Below are 14,374 nucleotides of genomic sequence, written 5' to 3' on the forward strand. Positions count from 1 at the left end.
TTTTTTTGTTGTTTGTTATTGTTTTTATGTGTTGTTATCTTCTGTAGTGTTATCCGGCGCTTCTTCAACGCCGGGGGGGGGGGTCGGCGCGAGCGCGCTCACCGGCCACACCCGTTTCCACCCATCAATCGAACCGCGGCGGGGAAGGCCCGATGGACGTCCTGCTCGACAACTTGGACCTCTACGGTCCGTTCTTCTGGACCACGATCAAGCTGTTCCTGATATCCGGTGTGGCGAGCCTGATCTTCGGCACGTTCCTGGCCGGCCTGCGGGTCAGCCCGGTCCCGGTGTTCCGCGCCGTCGGCGCCACCTACGTGACACTGCTCCGCAACACCCCGCTGACGCTGGTGTTCGTGTTCCTGGTGTTCGCCTACCCGCTGCTCGACATCCTCGACCTGAGCTACTTCACCGCCGCGGTCGTGTCGCTGACGCTCTACACCTCGGCGTTCATCTGCGAGGTCGTCCGCTCGGGCATCAACACCGTCCCCGTCGGGCAGGCCGAGGCCGCCCGCGCGCTGGGGCTGACCTTCACCCAGATCCTCGGCCAGATCGTGCTGCCGCAGGCCATCCGCTCGGTGGTGCCACCGCTGATGAGCATGCTCATCGCGTTGCTGAAGAACACCACCATCGCCGCCGGGTTCTCCGTCGCCGAAGCGGGCGCGATCCGGCAGTACCTGTCCGAGCGCGGTGACAACCAGCTGGTCGGCCTGCTGTGGGTCGCCCTCGGGTTCATCATCCTGGTCGCGGTCCTGTCGTTCATCCAGCGGACCCTCGAGAAGCGCTGGAGCGTGGCGCGATGAGCAACGTCCTGTTCGACGTCCCCGGTCCCAAGGCGCGTGCCCGCCACCGGGTGCTGGCCGTGGTCGGCAGCCTGATCGTGGCCGCGGTGATCGCCTACATCATCTGGCGCTTCATCGACAGCGGCCAGTTCTCCGCGCGGCGCTGGGAGTGGCTCCAGTACGCCCAGGTCCAGCGCGACCTCGTGGACGCGTTGCTGGCCACGTTGCAGGCCTTCGCGCTCGGCGCGGTCCTGGCGCTGGTGTTCGGCGCGATCTTCGCGGCCGGGCGGCTGTCCGACCACGCGTGGGTGCGCGGCGTCTCCACCGCCGTCGTCGAGTTCTTCCGCGCCATCCCGCTGCTGATCCTGATGTTCCTCTTCTACTACGGCGCACCGGTGCTGGGCGTGTCCCTGCCGCCGTTCGCCGCCGTGGTGCTGGGCCTGACCCTGTACAACGGGTCGGTGCTGGCGGAGGTGTTCCGCGCCGGCATCCTGGCGCTGCCGAGGGGCCAGAGCGAGGCGGCGTACGCGCTGGGCATGCGCAAGACGCAGGTGATGACGCTCGTCCTGATCCCGCAGGCGGTCCGGTCGATGCTGCCGACCATCATCAGCCAGCTCGTGGTGCTGCTCAAGGACACCGCGCTCGGGTTCCTGGTCACCTACCCCGAGCTGCTGTACTACGCTCGCTACATCGGCTCGCAGGGCACGTTCGGCCGCCCGATCGTGCCGTCCACGCTGGTGGTCGCGGCGATGTACATCGCGTTGTGCCTGCTGCTCACCGCGCTGGCGAACTACATCGAACGCCGCCAGCGGCGCAGCAAGAAGCACGTGGAAGTCCAGCGCCCGCCGACGACGGAGGACGTCGTGGGCGTGGCCTGATTCAGGCGGGAACGAGGGGCGTGACGGCTGCCGTCACGCCCCTCTTTTCGTTTCCGCACCGGCACCGCCGCGCCCGCGGATAACATGGATCATCCGCTGGTCCTGGCCGGGAAGTGACGCCACATGGGAAACCACCTCGAAACGTTCGCCAAGATCATCGGCAAGCTGAAGACGCCGCTCACGCTCGCCGGCCTGGCCGTGGTGATCCTCTACCTGCTCTACCAGCAGGTGCTCAACCTCAGCGTGCTGTCCCCACTGCAGGGCAACGAGACGTTCACGCTGGTCGATTCAATCGTGTCGAAGGTGTTCTGGCTGGCCGTGGTGGCCGTGGTGTTCGGGTTCGCCGGATTCGTGCTCACCGCGCTGCTCCCGCGCCGCACCAGGCCCAAGCAGGCGGTGGTGTCCCTGGTGGGCACCGCGCTCGACCCGGAACTGTCCAGTCCGGCCGCCAACCCGCCCACGGACAACCGGTACGAGGTGCTCGAGCAGAAGTTCGAGGTCGGCGCGATCGACTGCAAGTTCGTCAACCGCGGGGACGCGACGGCGTTCCTCGATTCCTTCTCGGTGCTCGTCAAGGGCGTCACCGTCGACCGGGCGCCGGTGCTGTCCTACAGCTACGCGGTGCGGGGCCGGTCCGTGGTCGTCTCGGCGCGCAACGCGGGCTGGGGCGCGGCCAGGCGGATGCGGTTGCGGCTCGTCGACCCGGTTCTGCCGGACCTGTTCCCCGCGCAGTCGGAGGTGACGGTTCCCGTCGTGGAGCCGGGGGCGACGGTTCCGGTGCTCCGCCTCGACCCGGACCCCGCCATCGCCGGCGCGATCGGCGACCTGAGGCGACGGCGGGCGGAGTTCCTGCCCAGCGTCGTCGAAGCGATGCGGCGGGAGGACGACTCGATCCGCGCGTCGGCGGACTTCCGGGCGTTGCTGTCCCACCACGAGCGCTGGCACGTCGGCGAGTACTTCGAGAACCTCCCCCGCGGTGACAGCCCGCGCCAGCAGTGGCACCTCCGCTACGTCGGCGCTCTCCCGGAGACGGCGGCGGTGCCGGTCGGCATCACCGTGACGGGGAGCTACGAAACCGAGGACGGCAACTCCCACGAGATCACCCGCACCGACGTGCGGTGCGCAATCGACGAACCGGTCTCGCCGGGGGTGCTCTGGCTCGGCGACCACGGGTTCTCCTACGAGTTCCACGAGGTCAGCCACAACGCGGTACCCCCGTCCACGGTGCACGCGGTGGTGCTCGACGCGGAGCCCGGACAGCGGCGGGACTACGCGTTGTCCAGGGCGATCGAACCCGGCGGTGTGGAGCGCTTCCACGTCGCGCTCGCCTCCGTCAAGTCGGCCACGTACGAGATCGCCCTGGGCTTCCGCGTCGACGGGCGCGAGCACATCTGGTCGAAACCGATGCCGGTCCGGCTGGAGCGCCTGCACGGCTCCGCTCTGCCGGACAACTTGACCGACGGCGCGTCCTTCGAGGTGCGGGACGGCCGCCTCGTCCTCGGCGGCCGCCGGACGTCGCCCTGGTGGTGACCGCGTCAGTCGGCGTCGGCGCAGAGCCAGTCCAGCACCACGGCCGCCGTCCAGCTCTGGTCGGTGCTGCCCAGCGGTTCGCCGGTGAAGGGCTCGTAATACTCGCCGAACGCGCCGTCGTCGGTCAGCCGCAGTCCGGCCTCCCGCAGCTTGCGAGCCCGCTCGTGCCAGCCGCGGCGCTCGAAGGCCCACCCGAACAGCCAGTTCACCACCGGCCACTGTGGACCGCGCCAGTACTGGCGCGGGTTGAAGCCCGGCCGCATCGGTGACACCGACGGCGGCACTGGCGCCAGCAGGCCGGGGTGGCCGCACCAGCGGTCGCTGTCCAGCAGCGACAGCAGGCGCAACTGGACCTCGTCCGGCGCGCCGCCGCACAGCAGCGGCGCGAACCCGGCGATCGTCTGCGTGTCGAGCCACCGGTTGGCGCGCAGGTCCCGGTCGCGGGCCATGCCGGACACCGCGTGGCAGCTCGCCGCCACCGCGTCCCGCGCCCGCGACGCCCACAGCGCCAGGTCCGCGAGCTTGTCCTCGGCCTGGCCGAACTCCGTGCCCAGCTCGATCAGCACGTCGCAGGACACCGCGAACAGCGCGGTGATGAACACGTCGCCGACCAGGAAGCTGGAGCGGCGCACGATCTCCTTCTGGTCGTACCCCGCGCGGCGCATCTCCTCGATGAGCCACAGGTAGCGGTCGTACTCCTTGTCGGTCGGCCGCTCGCTCGGGTCGCCGATGACGCGCACGTCCTTGCGCACGTACGGCGGCAGCTCGTCGCCCGGGTTGACCGCCGCGTAGGGCACGTCCCAGCGCGGCGAGTTGTCCATTCCGGACTCCCAGCCGTGCACGATCGCGATCAGCCCGCTCGACCCCGGGGTGCGGTACTCGACGAGCCAGCGGTGCCAGGAGTACAGCCTGGGCCAGATCGAGCGGGCGAACCGCTCGGCGTCGGCGCGGTCCTCCGGCGAGGACGTGCGCGCGATCTCCAGCATCCGCTGCACCGCGATCGCGTGCACCGGCGGCTGGCAGATGCCCGAGGTGCGCACGTCGCGCGGCCCGTCGACCGCCGTGTCGGTGCCCCAGCGGTCCGGGCCCGGGAAGTACGCGTCGTCGTCGGTGAAGACGATGTGCGGCACCATCCCGTTGCGCCACTGCGCCTTGAACAGGGTCTCCAGCTCGGCGACCGCGCGCGGCAGGTCGAGCCGGGCCAGGCCGATCGAGATGAACGCGGCGTCCCAGCTCCACATGTGCGGGTAGAGCCGCGGCGCCGCGGTGATCACGGCACCGGTGTCGTTGTCCCTCAGCACTCGTGCGGCCCGCGCGGCCAGGGTGGGCCTGGCGTAGCGGACCGGTCTTCTGCCGCCGGCGGCTCCTTCGCAGGGACTGGTGACGTCGACGGTCATCTACTTCGCCTCCAACAGGAGTTGGGTTTCGGGGTCGTACCACCGGCACTGCTCCGGTGGCAGGCCCAGCGTCAGGGTCTGGCCGGGCTCGGCGCGGAAACCCGCCGCGGCCTGCACTTTCAGCACCTGCCCGCACAACTCCGTGGTGAGCAGCGTCGAGGAGCCCAGCGGCTCGTACACCTGCACCTCGCAGCGCAGGCCGTCCGCGCCGGGCGCCACCGTGATCGACTCCGGCCGGATGCCGAGCCGCAACTCCTTGCCCCCGAACGTCTTCAGCGCGCCCGGGACCGGCAGCGTCTGGCCGCCGAAGTCGATCCGCGAGCCGTCGTCGCTGACGGTGCCGGTGAGGAAGTTCATCGGCGGGCTGCCGAGGAAGCCACCGACGAACTCGTCCGCGGGCTCGGTGTAGACGGCGACCGGGTCGCCGCACTGGGCGATGCGGCCGTCGCGCATGACGGCGACCCGGTCGCCCAGCGACAGCGCCTCGACCTGGTCGTGCGTCACGTACAGGGTGGTCACGCCGATCTCGTTGACCAGCTTCTTCAGCTCCGCGCGGAAGGACAGCCGCAGCAGGGCGTCCAGATTGGACAGCGGCTCGTCCATCAGGAGCACGTCGGCGTCCATCACGATCGCCCGCGCCACCGCGACGCGCTGCCGCTGGCCGCCGGACAGCTTCGCCGGGTACCGGTCCAGGTAGGGCGTGAGCTGCAGCAGCTCCGCGGCCCACTCGACCTTCTTGCGCACCTCGTCCGCCGGCACGCCGTGCACCCGCAGGCCGAAGCCGATGTTGTCGGCGACCTTCTTGTTGGGGAAGACCGCGTAGGACTGGAACACCATGGACAGGTTGCGCCGCCGCGGTTCCAGGTAGGTGACGTCGCGGCCGCCGATCACGATCTGCCCGGCGTCCGGGGTCTCCAGACCGGCGACCATCCGCAGCAGCGTGGTCTTGCCGCAGCCGGACGGGCCGAGCAGGACCATGAACTCGCCGTCGGCCACCTCCAGGGACACCTCGTCGGTGGCGCGGGCGGTGCCGCCCGGGTAGGTCTTCACGAGCTCGTGCAAGACGACCTCAGCCATTGCGCTCCCTCATCGCAGCGTGGTCCCCCACATGTTCACCAGGTACCGGCGCATCACGAAGATGAACACCAGCGCGGGCAGGATCAGCGCGAAGCCGCCGGCGAACCGGTAGGCCTGCGGCGCCTCCCCGAGCGAGGCCAGCACCTGGGCGGGCAGCGTCCGGTGCCCGAGCGTGATCACGGCGGCGCCGAGGATCTCGTTCCAAGACAACACGAACGTGAAGATCGAGGACGCGGCCAGACCCGGCAGCGCCATCGGGAACACGACCCGGCGCGCCGCCTCGAACCGGCTGCAGCCGAACACCTGCGCCGCTTCCTCCACGTCGGTGGGCACCGAGACGAAAATGCTCGCGCTGATCAGCACGGTGGTCGGCATCGCGAGCGTGGTGTGCAGCAGCGTCACCGAGAACACCGTGTCGTAGACGCCGGTGTTCAGGAACATCGTCGCCAGCGGCACGGACAGCACCACGATCGGCAGCGCGCGGGCCAGCACCATGAACACCTGGTAGGCGTCCTTGCCGCGGAACACCTGCCGCGCCAGCGCGTACCCGGCGGGCGCGCCGACCAGCAGCGACAGCACCACCGTGTAGACGCCGACGAGCAGCGAGTTGCCCAGCGCCGGGATGGTGCCGGTGGCCTGGACGAACGCCAGCAGCGTGTCCCCGGAGAACCCGCTCGGGATCAGCGGTTTCGGGAACTCCAGCAGCGCCTGCGGCGAGGACACCGCGGCCAGGCCGATCAGGACCATCGGCACGAGCATGAACAGGCTGATCAGGATGCACGCGACCTGGACGGCGACCGCGCGGCGACGGCGGCGACGCAGCGGCGCCCGGTCGATCGGGGGCAGGGTCGTGGTCACTTGGCCGCCTCCTGCTGCCGCATCGTGCGCAGGTAGAACAACGCCGTCGCCAGGGACAGCGCCAGCACGACGAGCGCCGCGGCACTGGCGACCGCCGGATTCTGCAGGTTCACGTACCACTGGTAGGTCTCCCCGACCAGCAGCGGGAAGTCCCGGCCGGTGAGGGCCTGCGCGACCGCGAACGCCTGCAGCGCCAGGATCGTACGCAGGATCAGCGCCACCTGCAGGCTCGGCTTGAGCTGCGGCAGGGTCACGTGCCACAGCCGCTGCCAGGCGCTCGCGCCGAACACCTGCGCGGCCTCGTCGAAGTCCTTGGGCACCATCTGGATGCCGGCCACGACGATGACGAACACCAGCGACGTGGCGCGCCAGATCTCCGCGATCACCACGGCCAGCAGCATCGTGCCGGTGTTGGTGTAGGTCAGCCACTGCACGCCGGTGTCCGAGACGCCCCACGACACCAGCAGCGAGTTCAGGTAACCGCGGCTGTCGAACACCGACAGCCACACCAGGCCGGCGGCCAGCTCGGACACCGCGAGCGGGATGGTCCACAGGTAGAAGTGGCCGGACAGGAACTTCGGCCGGGCCTGCACGAGCAGCGCCATCGCGACGGCCAGCACGAGCTGGACCGGCACCACGATGACGATCAGCAGCAGGGTGTTGCGCAGCGCCCGCAGGAAGTACGGGTCGCCGAAGAGCCGCTCCCACGCGGCGAGCGTGAAGCCGGAATCGTCGGTGAACGCGGAGATCAGCGCCTGGATCACCGGCCAGCCGAACAGGGCCAGCATGAAGACGATCGACGGCGCGAGCAGCAGCCACGGCGAGCCGGACAGGCGGCGGCGCTTCGCCACCGGGGTCTGGACCGGCGCGGGTGCGGTGGTCACGGCCATGTCAGCCCACCTCGCAACGCTCGGACGGCGGATCGGGCGCCCAGCACGGCACCTTCAGGTCGTCGAACACCTTCTGCAGCACCCGCGCCTGACTGTCCAAAGTCGACTGGATGTCGGCGCCGCCGAGGACGATCGCCTGGAACGAGTCCTTGAACGCCTTGGTGACCTCGCCCTCGCGGGTGCCGAGGCCGACCGGCAGCAGCGACAGGACCGAGCCCGGCGCGTCCCGCTGGCGCTGCACCGCGCCGGCCTCCATCTGCAGCGCGGGCGGCAGATCCGCGGGGATCTGCGCGTCGACGACCGGGAAGAACCCGTTCGAGCGCAGCAGCCCGACCTGCGCCTGCGGGGTCGACAGGGCCTGGATCACCTGCTCGGCCTGGCGGCGGTCGGTGCTGCCCTTCGGGATCGCGAGACCGAGCACGACGGCCATGTAGCCGAGGCCGCGGGGGCCGCGCGGCGCGGGCAGCATGCGCCACCGCCGCGGCTCGTCGCCGGGCGCGGAGACCAGGCGCGCGACGTGGTCCCAGCCGACTTTCACCGCACCGGCCTGCAGCGGCTCCTGCATGAAGTCGTAGGTGGTGCTGGACGGGCTGGTGTTGGCCCACAGCTCCTTGAGGTACTGCCACGCGGTGACGGCCTCCGGCGAGCGGAAGGTGGTGATCTGCCCGCCGGTGAACGAGGGCAGCAGGTAGCCCTGCAGGAACCGGTGGATGAGCCCCTTCGGCCCGCACGGCAGGCCCAGCACCGGCTGGTTGCCGTTGGCGCGGCGGGCGGCGATGGCCCAGTCCAGGAGCTGGTCGTAGGTCAGCGTCTCCGGGTCGGCGCCCGGCGGCAGGTGCGCCAGCGCGTCCTCGTGCGCGGCGAGCACGAAGCTGGCCTGCGCCCACGGGACGTACCAGGACTGCTGGGTGCCCGCCCTGGCCAGCGCCCGGAACTCCTCGGGAATCCCCTGGCCGGACGGCACCGCGGAGACGTCTTCGAGGTACTCCCCCGCGAGTGGCGCGAGGTCGCTGTGCGAGCCGCCGAGCAGGCCGACCTGGGTGCGCCCGGCGCCGACCTGGCTCTGCACCTGGCTGGCGAACGGGCCTTCTTCGATCGTGACGTAGCTCACCGAGCCCGGGACCGCGCCGGCCAGGAACGAGCGGAAGCGCTCGGCCTCGGCGACCGGCCGGAACTGCGTGGACAGGAAGACCATGCCGCCGCCGCCCGTGGTCGCGAAGCCGACGCACCCGGCGGCCGTGGACGCGGCGCCGGCCAGGAAAAGACCCCGGAGGACGGTACGACGGGTGGGGCCGCTGCCGGTCAGGCGGGCCGCGCGCATTCTTTTCCACCCCAGATTTCGCCGTCTACACTTCTGTCAGGTCATTGAACATAAGTCCTCGCGGGAGACCCTGTCAACATGCCCCCGGCACGCACCGGCTCGCCCACCTCGCCGGGCCACATCCTCGCGATCCTGCGCAGCGAGGGGCCGCTGACGCGGCAGCAACTGCAGGATCGGACCGGTCTGTCCCGCCCGACCCTGGTCGAGCGGCTCGACGTGCTGCAGCGGCTGAAGCTGCTGCGGCAGGTCGGGCACCGGGCCTCCAGCGGCGGCCGTCCCGCCGAGATGCTCACCGCCGACGACGTGGGCCGCACCGCGCTGGTGGGCGACATCGGCCAGCGGCACGCGACGATCGCCGTGGTCGACCTGCGCGGGACCGTGTTCGGCCAGGTCCACCGCCCGTTGCCGGTGGGGCACCGGCCCGCGGAAACGCTGTCCTTCCTGCTGGAGACGGGCCGCAAGCTGCTGGCCGAGGCCGGGCGCGCGGACAGCCTGTGCGCGTTCGGGCTGAGCGTGCCGGGGCAGATCGACCACGAGGCCGGCACGACGATCGCGCCGCCGTCGATGTCGGAGTGGCTCGGGGTGCGGTTGCGCGACACCTTCGCCGACGCGCTGTCGGTGCCGGTGTTCCTGGAGAACGACGCGAACGCGCTGGCGTTCGGCGCGTACTGCGACATGGACCGGCCGCGGGCGGCGCTGGTCGGGGTGAAGGTCGGCACCGGGATCGGCGCGGGCATGGTGATCTCCGGACGGGTGCACCGCGGCGAGACCGGCTGCGCGGGCGAGGTGGGCCACATCCGCATCGAGGGGTCCGATCTGCGCTGCGACTGCGGGCGGCGGGGCTGTGTTTCGGCGATCGCGAGCGGGCAGGCGGTGATCCGGACGCTGCGGCCGACGGGCGTGCGCAGCGCCGACGACGTGCTGCGCCGGGTGCGTGCCGGACACCCCGAGGCGGTCCGCGTGACGCGCGAGGCCGGCCGTCTGGTGGGCACCGTGCTGGCGACCGTGGTGACCATCGTGAACCCGCGCTACCTGCGGGTGGGCGGGGCGATCGGGGTGCTGCCGCCGTTCCTGGAGGGGCTGAGCGAGGTGGTGCTGGCAGGCGCGCACACGAGCTCGCTGGACGGCCTCGACATCGGGCCCTGCACGATCGGGGTCAACACCACGCTGACCGGCGTGGCCGGCCTCGTCGCGGACGAGGTGCTGGACCCGGCCGCGGTCGACGCGATGGCGTCGCGGTGACCGGTATAAACCAGGGGTGACCGCTTTCGACGACGACGGGTTCACCGTCACCGAGCCGCCCGGGGGCTACTCGGTCCTCAACGACTCCCCCGTCGGCGAGGGCGGCAACACCGACCTCCTGGAGTCGACGGTCATCGCGGGCAACCTCGCGGAGCTGATCCTCGCCTCCCGGGACGCGGCGCCGTTCACCGTCGCCGTCGACGCCGGGTGGGGCATGGGCAAGAGCAGCCTGCTGCGCGGCCTCGACACCGCATTGAGCGCGGACCCGGCGGTCAGCACGGTGTGGTTCAACGCCTGGACCGCCGAGCGCGCGGGCGCCGTCGAGGGCCTGATCAAGTCCGTGCTGCTGAGCTTCGACCGCAACGTGGTGCGGCGCGTCATCCGCGGCGCGTTGCGGCGCACGCACGTCGTCGGCGGGCTGCGCGCCGCCTCGCTCGTCGTGTCCAGCGTCTTCGGGCTCGGCCAGGTTGTGGACGCGGTGTGGCGCGCGCTGAGCGTGGATGCCAAGGCGCGCAACGAGATCAACACGGTCGTGCGGGAGATGGCGGCCGACTGGCTGGAGCGGGGCGGCGGCGCCGGGCAGCGACTGCTCGTGGTCTTCGTCGACGACCTCGACCGCTGCTCGGACGAGCGGATCTTCGAGGTCTGCGAGGCGATCAAGCTCTACCTGGACTCGCCGGGGATCGTGTTCGTGCTGGCCTGCGACCAGGCCGTGCTCTGGCGCGCCGTCGGCCACGACGACCCCGGCGCCGGCGTGCGGTACCTGGAGAAGATCATCCAGGTCAGCTACCCCGTGCCGCCGCCGAGCGAGGCGCTGGCGCGGAAACTGGTGGACGGTTACGTGAGCCGTTCCGGCACCGCGCACCTCTTCGACGACGCCATGAAGAGGCTGCTGATCGAGCGCACCGGCCGCAACCCGCGGCGCATCAAGCGGCTGATCAACAGCTTCGTGCTGGAGCACCACCTCGGCCGCGGCAGCGACGACCTGGACGCGGCGACGCTGGTCAAGGTCGTCCTGCTCCGGCACTTCTACCCCGAGTTCCACACCATGGTCGCGCTCGAAGGACCCGCGCTGATCACCCGCTTCCTGGACTACCACGACTTCCGCGAGCACGTCCGGCGCGGCGCGGAGCTGGACCCGGCCGCCAGGGACCGGCTGTTCGCGGCCACCGGCGTCACGCCGGCCGGCACCGCCGCCGACCTGGACAGCGTCACCCAGGACCTGCCCGTCGGCTTCCCGGAACTGGCCAAGGACAAGGAGTTCGTCGAACTGGTGCGCAGCCTGCCGCGGGACGGGCGGTGGCTGCGCCGCCCCCTGCACACCGGCGCGCGGGCCTACGGCGCGCCCCCGACCGGGTCGCTGCTCGGCATGCGGGTGCTGTGGATCGACGACAACCCGGCGGACACCGGATCGCTGCCCGACCTGTTCCGCGCGGCCGGCGCCCGCGTCGAGACCGCCACGAACCGGGACGAGGCCATGGCGACGCTGGCCCGGCTGAACCCGACGGTGATCATCTCCGACGTCAGCCGGGACGGCGATCCGCAGGCCGGGTTCACCGACCTGCGCCACCTGCGTGAGCACGGGAACTACACCGGGCCCGCGTTCTTCTACTGCGGGCAGGTGACGCCGTCCCGCCTGCAGAAGGCCAGGGAGGTGGGCGCGGACGGGATCACCACCTCGCCGCGCGAGCTGGCCGCCTGGTTGTCCGCCCTCGCGGACGAGGGTTGATCAGTCCGCCTTCCGCCGGAAGATCTTGCTGCCCAGCCAGACCACCGGGTCGTAGCGGCGGTCCACCACGCGCTCCTTCATCGGGATCAGCGCGTTGTCGGTGATGTGGATGTTCTCCGGGCAGACCTCGGTGCAGCACTTCGTGATGTTGCAGTACCCGAGCCCGTGCTCGTCCTGCGCCGCGTGGCGGCGGTCGGCCACGTCGAGCGGGTGCATCTCCAGCTCGGCGATCCGCATCAGGAACCGCGGCCCGGCGAAGTTCTCCTTGTTCTCCTCGTGGTCGCGGATCACGTGGCAGGTGTTCTGGCACAGGAAGCACTCGATGCACTTGCGGAACTCCTGCGAGCGCTCCACGTCGACCTGCTTCATCCGGTACTCGCCCGGTTTCAGGTCGGCCGGCGGGGTGAACGCGGGGATCTCGCGCGCCTTCGTGTAGTTGTACGAGACGTCGGTGACCAGGTCGCGGATCACCGGGAACGTCCGCATCGGCGTCACGGTGACGACCTCGTCCTCGGCGAACACCGACATCCGCGTCATGCACAGCAGCCGCGGGCGGCCGTTGATCTCCGCCGAGCACGACCCGCACTTGCCCGCCTTGCAGTTCCACCGCACCGCCAGGTCCGAGCACTGAGTGGCCTGCAGCCGGTGGATGATGTCGAGGACGACCTCGCCCTCGTTGACCTCGACGGTGAAGTCCTGCAGCCCGCCGCTGTTCGCGTCCCCGCGCCAGACCCGGAACGAAGCCTTGTAGCTCATGCCCGCCTCCCCGGGTGGTCGGCCAGCTCTTCGTCGGTGTAGTACTTCTCCAGCTCGCTGAGCTCGAACAGCTCCAGCAGCTCGGGCCGCATCGGCTCCTGGTCCTTCGGCGTGACCGTGACCTCCAGCGCCAGCGGATCGTCCCCGGACGCGCTGCACACGAGCAGCTTGTTGCGCCAGTGGGAATCCATCCGCGGGTAGTCGTCGCGGGTGTGCCCGCCACGGCTTTCGGTGCGCATCAGCGCGGCCCGCGCGACGCACTCGCTGACCAGCAGCATGTTCCGCAGGTCGACGGCCAGGTGCCAGCCCGGGTTGAACTGCCGGTGCCCCTCGACGGTGACGTTGCGGATCCGCTTCTTGATCTCGTCCAGCTTGGCCAGCGCCTGCTCGATCTCCTCGGCCTTGCGGATGATCCCGACCAGATCGTTCATCGACTGCTGCAGCTCGTTGTGCAGTGTGTACGGGTTCTCCTCGACGCCTTCGGCAGGCGGGTCGAACGGCACCAGCGCGGTCCGGGCCGCCTTGTCGACATCGGACTGCGCGACCGCGGGACGGGTCTCCAGACCCTCCACATAGGACGCGGCGCCGAGACCAGCGCGACGGCCGAACACCAGCAGGTCCGACAGCGAGTTGCCGCCCAGCCGGTTCGACCCGTGCATCCCGCCGGAACACTCCCCGGCGGCGAACAGGCCGCGCACGCTCGACGCGGCCGTGTCCGGGTCGACCTCGATGCCGCCCATCACGTAGTGGCAGGTCGGGCCGACCTCCATCGGCTCGGCGGTGATGTCCACATCGGCCAGTTCCTTGAACTGGTGGTACATCGAGGGCAGCCGCCTGCGGATCTCCTCCGGCGTGAGCCGGCTGGCGATGTCCAGGAACACCCCGCCGTGCGGCGAACCGCGGCCCGCCTTGACCTCCGAGTTGATCGCGCGCGCCACCTCGTCGCGCGGCAGCAGGTCCGGCGTGCGGCGGTTGTTCTCCTGGTCGGTGTACCAGCGGTCGGCCTCCTCCTCGGAGTCGGCGTACTGGCCCTTGAACACGTCCGGCACGTAGTCGAACATGAACCGCTTGCCCTCGGAGTTCTTCAGCACGCCGCCGTCACCGCGCACGCCCTCGGTGACCAGGATGCCCTTCACGCTCGGCGGCCACACCATGCCCGTCGGGTGGAACTGGACGAACTCCATGTTGATCAGGTCCGCCCCGGCGCGCAGCGCGAGCGCGTGCCCGTCACCGGTGTACTCCCAGGAGTTCGAGGTGACCTTAAAGGACTTGCCGATGCCGCCGGTCGCGAGCACCACGGCCGGCGTCTCGAACAGGATGAACCGGCCGCTCTCGCGCCAGTACCCGAACGCGCCCGCGATGCGGTCGCCGTCCTTGAGCAGCTCGGTGATCGTGCACTCGGCGAAGACCTTCAGCTTGGCCTCGTAGTCGCCGAACTCGCGCAGGTCCTCCTGCTGCAGCGAGACGATCTTCTGCTGCATGGTGCGGATCAGTTCCAGCCCGGTGCGGTCGCCGACGTGCGCCAGCCGCGGGTAGGTGTGCCCGCCGAAGTTGCGCTGGCTGATCCGCCCGTCCGCGGTGCGGTCGAACAACGCGCCGTAGGTCTCCAGCTCCCAGACCCGGTCCGGCGCCTCCTTCGCGTGCAGCTCCGCCATGCGCCAGTTGTTGAGGAACTTGCCGCCGCGCATGGTGTCCCGGAAGTGCACCTGCCAGCTGTCCCGCTCGTTCGCGTTGCCCATCGCGGCGGCGCACCCGCCCTCGGCCATGACCGTGTGCGCCTTGCCGAACAGCGACTTGCACACCACCGCCACCGACAGCCCGCGCTGCCGCGCCTCGATCACCGCTCGCAGACCGGCGCCGCCCGCGCCGATCACCACCACGTCATAGCTGTGCCGCTCGACTTCCATCGCCTGCCAC

The 14,374-nt window shown here is 70.6% G+C and carries 12 protein-coding genes; 5 read left to right on the forward strand and 7 right to left on the reverse strand.

What is annotated here, in order from left to right; all coding sequences use genetic code 11:
- Window positions 1–152: 152 nt before the first annotated feature.
- From ABZ193_RS23995 to ABZ193_RS24005, 3 genes are all read left to right on the forward strand, one after another.
- Complete coding sequence (locus ABZ193_RS23995) at window positions 153–800, forward strand: amino acid ABC transporter permease (protein WP_020419608.1); 648 nt, start codon at window positions 153–155, stop codon at window positions 798–800.
- Window positions 797–1,657: an amino acid ABC transporter permease gene (locus tag ABZ193_RS24000; protein WP_020419609.1), complete on the forward strand. Its 861-nt coding sequence runs from the start codon at window positions 797–799 to the stop codon at window positions 1,655–1,657. The genes ABZ193_RS23995 and ABZ193_RS24000 overlap by 4 nt, the downstream gene beginning before the upstream one ends.
- Window positions 1,658–1,780: 123 nt before the next feature.
- Window positions 1,781–3,187 carry a hypothetical protein gene (locus ABZ193_RS24005; RefSeq protein ID WP_354711526.1) on the forward strand — a complete coding sequence of 469 codons (1,407 nt, stop codon included), beginning with the start codon at window positions 1,781–1,783 and terminating at the stop codon, window positions 3,185–3,187.
- 5 nt (window positions 3,188–3,192) lie between these two features.
- On the opposite strand, the gene ABZ193_RS24010 is transcribed toward ABZ193_RS24005, so the two are convergent.
- From ABZ193_RS24010 to ABZ193_RS24030, 5 genes are read right to left on the reverse strand one after another with little or no spacing between them, the layout of a single operon-like run.
- Window positions 3,193–4,584, reverse strand: a complete 1,392-nt coding sequence (locus ABZ193_RS24010; RefSeq protein WP_020419611.1) for a glycogen debranching protein — start codon at window positions 4,582–4,584, stop codon at window positions 3,193–3,195.
- Entirely contained in the window at window positions 4,585–5,661 is a 1,077-nt protein-coding gene (locus ABZ193_RS24015) for an ABC transporter ATP-binding protein (protein ID WP_020419612.1), read from the reverse strand.
- 9 nt (window positions 5,662–5,670) lie between these two features.
- Window positions 5,671–6,519, reverse strand: coding sequence for a carbohydrate ABC transporter permease (locus ABZ193_RS24020; protein WP_237337229.1), 849 nt, complete (start codon window positions 6,517–6,519; stop codon window positions 5,671–5,673).
- Complete coding sequence (locus ABZ193_RS24025; RefSeq protein WP_020419614.1) at window positions 6,516–7,409, reverse strand: sugar ABC transporter permease; 894 nt, start codon at window positions 7,407–7,409, stop codon at window positions 6,516–6,518. Before ABZ193_RS24025 ends, ABZ193_RS24020 begins: the two co-directional genes overlap by 4 nt.
- A 1-nt stretch (window position 7,410) precedes the next feature.
- A complete protein-coding gene (locus ABZ193_RS24030) occupies window positions 7,411–8,730 on the reverse strand; it encodes an ABC transporter substrate-binding protein (RefSeq protein ID WP_020419615.1) in 1,320 nt (439 codons plus the stop codon).
- Between the two features lie 78 nt (window positions 8,731–8,808).
- Between ABZ193_RS24030 and ABZ193_RS24035 the strand changes: the two genes are divergently transcribed.
- Both ABZ193_RS24035 and ABZ193_RS24040 read left to right on the forward strand, forming a co-directional pair.
- Window positions 8,809–9,972, forward strand: a complete 1,164-nt coding sequence (locus tag ABZ193_RS24035; protein ID WP_020419616.1) for an ROK family transcriptional regulator — start codon at window positions 8,809–8,811, stop codon at window positions 9,970–9,972.
- 16 nt (window positions 9,973–9,988) lie between these two features.
- On the forward strand, window positions 9,989–11,701 hold the full coding sequence (locus tag ABZ193_RS24040; protein WP_237337227.1) for a P-loop NTPase fold protein: 1,713 nt from the start codon (window positions 9,989–9,991) through the stop codon (window positions 11,699–11,701).
- Here ABZ193_RS24040 and ABZ193_RS24045 read toward each other — a convergent pair whose 3' ends face one another.
- Complete coding sequence (locus ABZ193_RS24045) at window positions 11,702–12,457, reverse strand: succinate dehydrogenase/fumarate reductase iron-sulfur subunit (RefSeq protein ID WP_237337226.1); 756 nt, start codon at window positions 12,455–12,457, stop codon at window positions 11,702–11,704.
- Window positions 12,454–14,364 (reverse strand): fumarate reductase/succinate dehydrogenase flavoprotein subunit, encoded by a 1,911-nt coding sequence (locus tag ABZ193_RS24050; protein ID WP_020419619.1) that lies wholly within the window; start codon window positions 14,362–14,364, stop codon window positions 12,454–12,456. Before ABZ193_RS24050 ends, ABZ193_RS24045 begins: the two co-directional genes overlap by 4 nt.
- Between the last annotated feature and the right edge of the window lie 10 nt (window positions 14,365–14,374).

It is taken from the genome of Amycolatopsis sp. NPDC006125 (assembly GCF_040614195.1).
In the GTDB taxonomy this organism is placed as follows: domain Bacteria; phylum Actinomycetota; class Actinomycetes; order Mycobacteriales; family Pseudonocardiaceae; genus Amycolatopsis_E; species Amycolatopsis_E tucumanensis.

What these genes read in the sequence shown, in the direction of transcription:
- ABZ193_RS24000 (WP_020419609.1), top strand. Translation starts at nt 797, where the DNA reads ATGAGCAACGTCCTGTTCGACGTCCCCGGTCCCAAGGCGCGTGCCCGC.
- ABZ193_RS24045 (WP_237337226.1), bottom strand. Translation starts at nt 12,457, where the DNA reads ATGAGCTACAAGGCTTCGTTCCGGGTCTGGCGCGGGGACGCGAACAGC.
- ABZ193_RS23995 (WP_020419608.1), top strand. Translation starts at nt 153, where the DNA reads ATGGACGTCCTGCTCGACAACTTGGACCTCTACGGTCCGTTCTTCTGG.
- ABZ193_RS24030 (WP_020419615.1), bottom strand. Translation starts at nt 8,730, where the DNA reads ATGCGCGCGGCCCGCCTGACCGGCAGCGGCCCCACCCGTCGTACCGTC.
- ABZ193_RS24050 (WP_020419619.1), bottom strand. Translation starts at nt 14,364, where the DNA reads ATGGAAGTCGAGCGGCACAGCTATGACGTGGTGGTGATCGGCGCGGGC.
- ABZ193_RS24025 (WP_020419614.1), bottom strand. Translation starts at nt 7,409, where the DNA reads ATGGCCGTGACCACCGCACCCGCGCCGGTCCAGACCCCGGTGGCGAAG.
- ABZ193_RS24035 (WP_020419616.1), top strand. Translation starts at nt 8,809, where the DNA reads ATGCCCCCGGCACGCACCGGCTCGCCCACCTCGCCGGGCCACATCCTC.
- ABZ193_RS24015 (WP_020419612.1), bottom strand. Translation starts at nt 5,661, where the DNA reads ATGGCTGAGGTCGTCTTGCACGAGCTCGTGAAGACCTACCCGGGCGGC.
- ABZ193_RS24005 (WP_354711526.1), top strand. Translation starts at nt 1,781, where the DNA reads ATGGGAAACCACCTCGAAACGTTCGCCAAGATCATCGGCAAGCTGAAG.
- ABZ193_RS24010 (WP_020419611.1), bottom strand. Translation starts at nt 4,584, where the DNA reads ATGACCGTCGACGTCACCAGTCCCTGCGAAGGAGCCGCCGGCGGCAGA.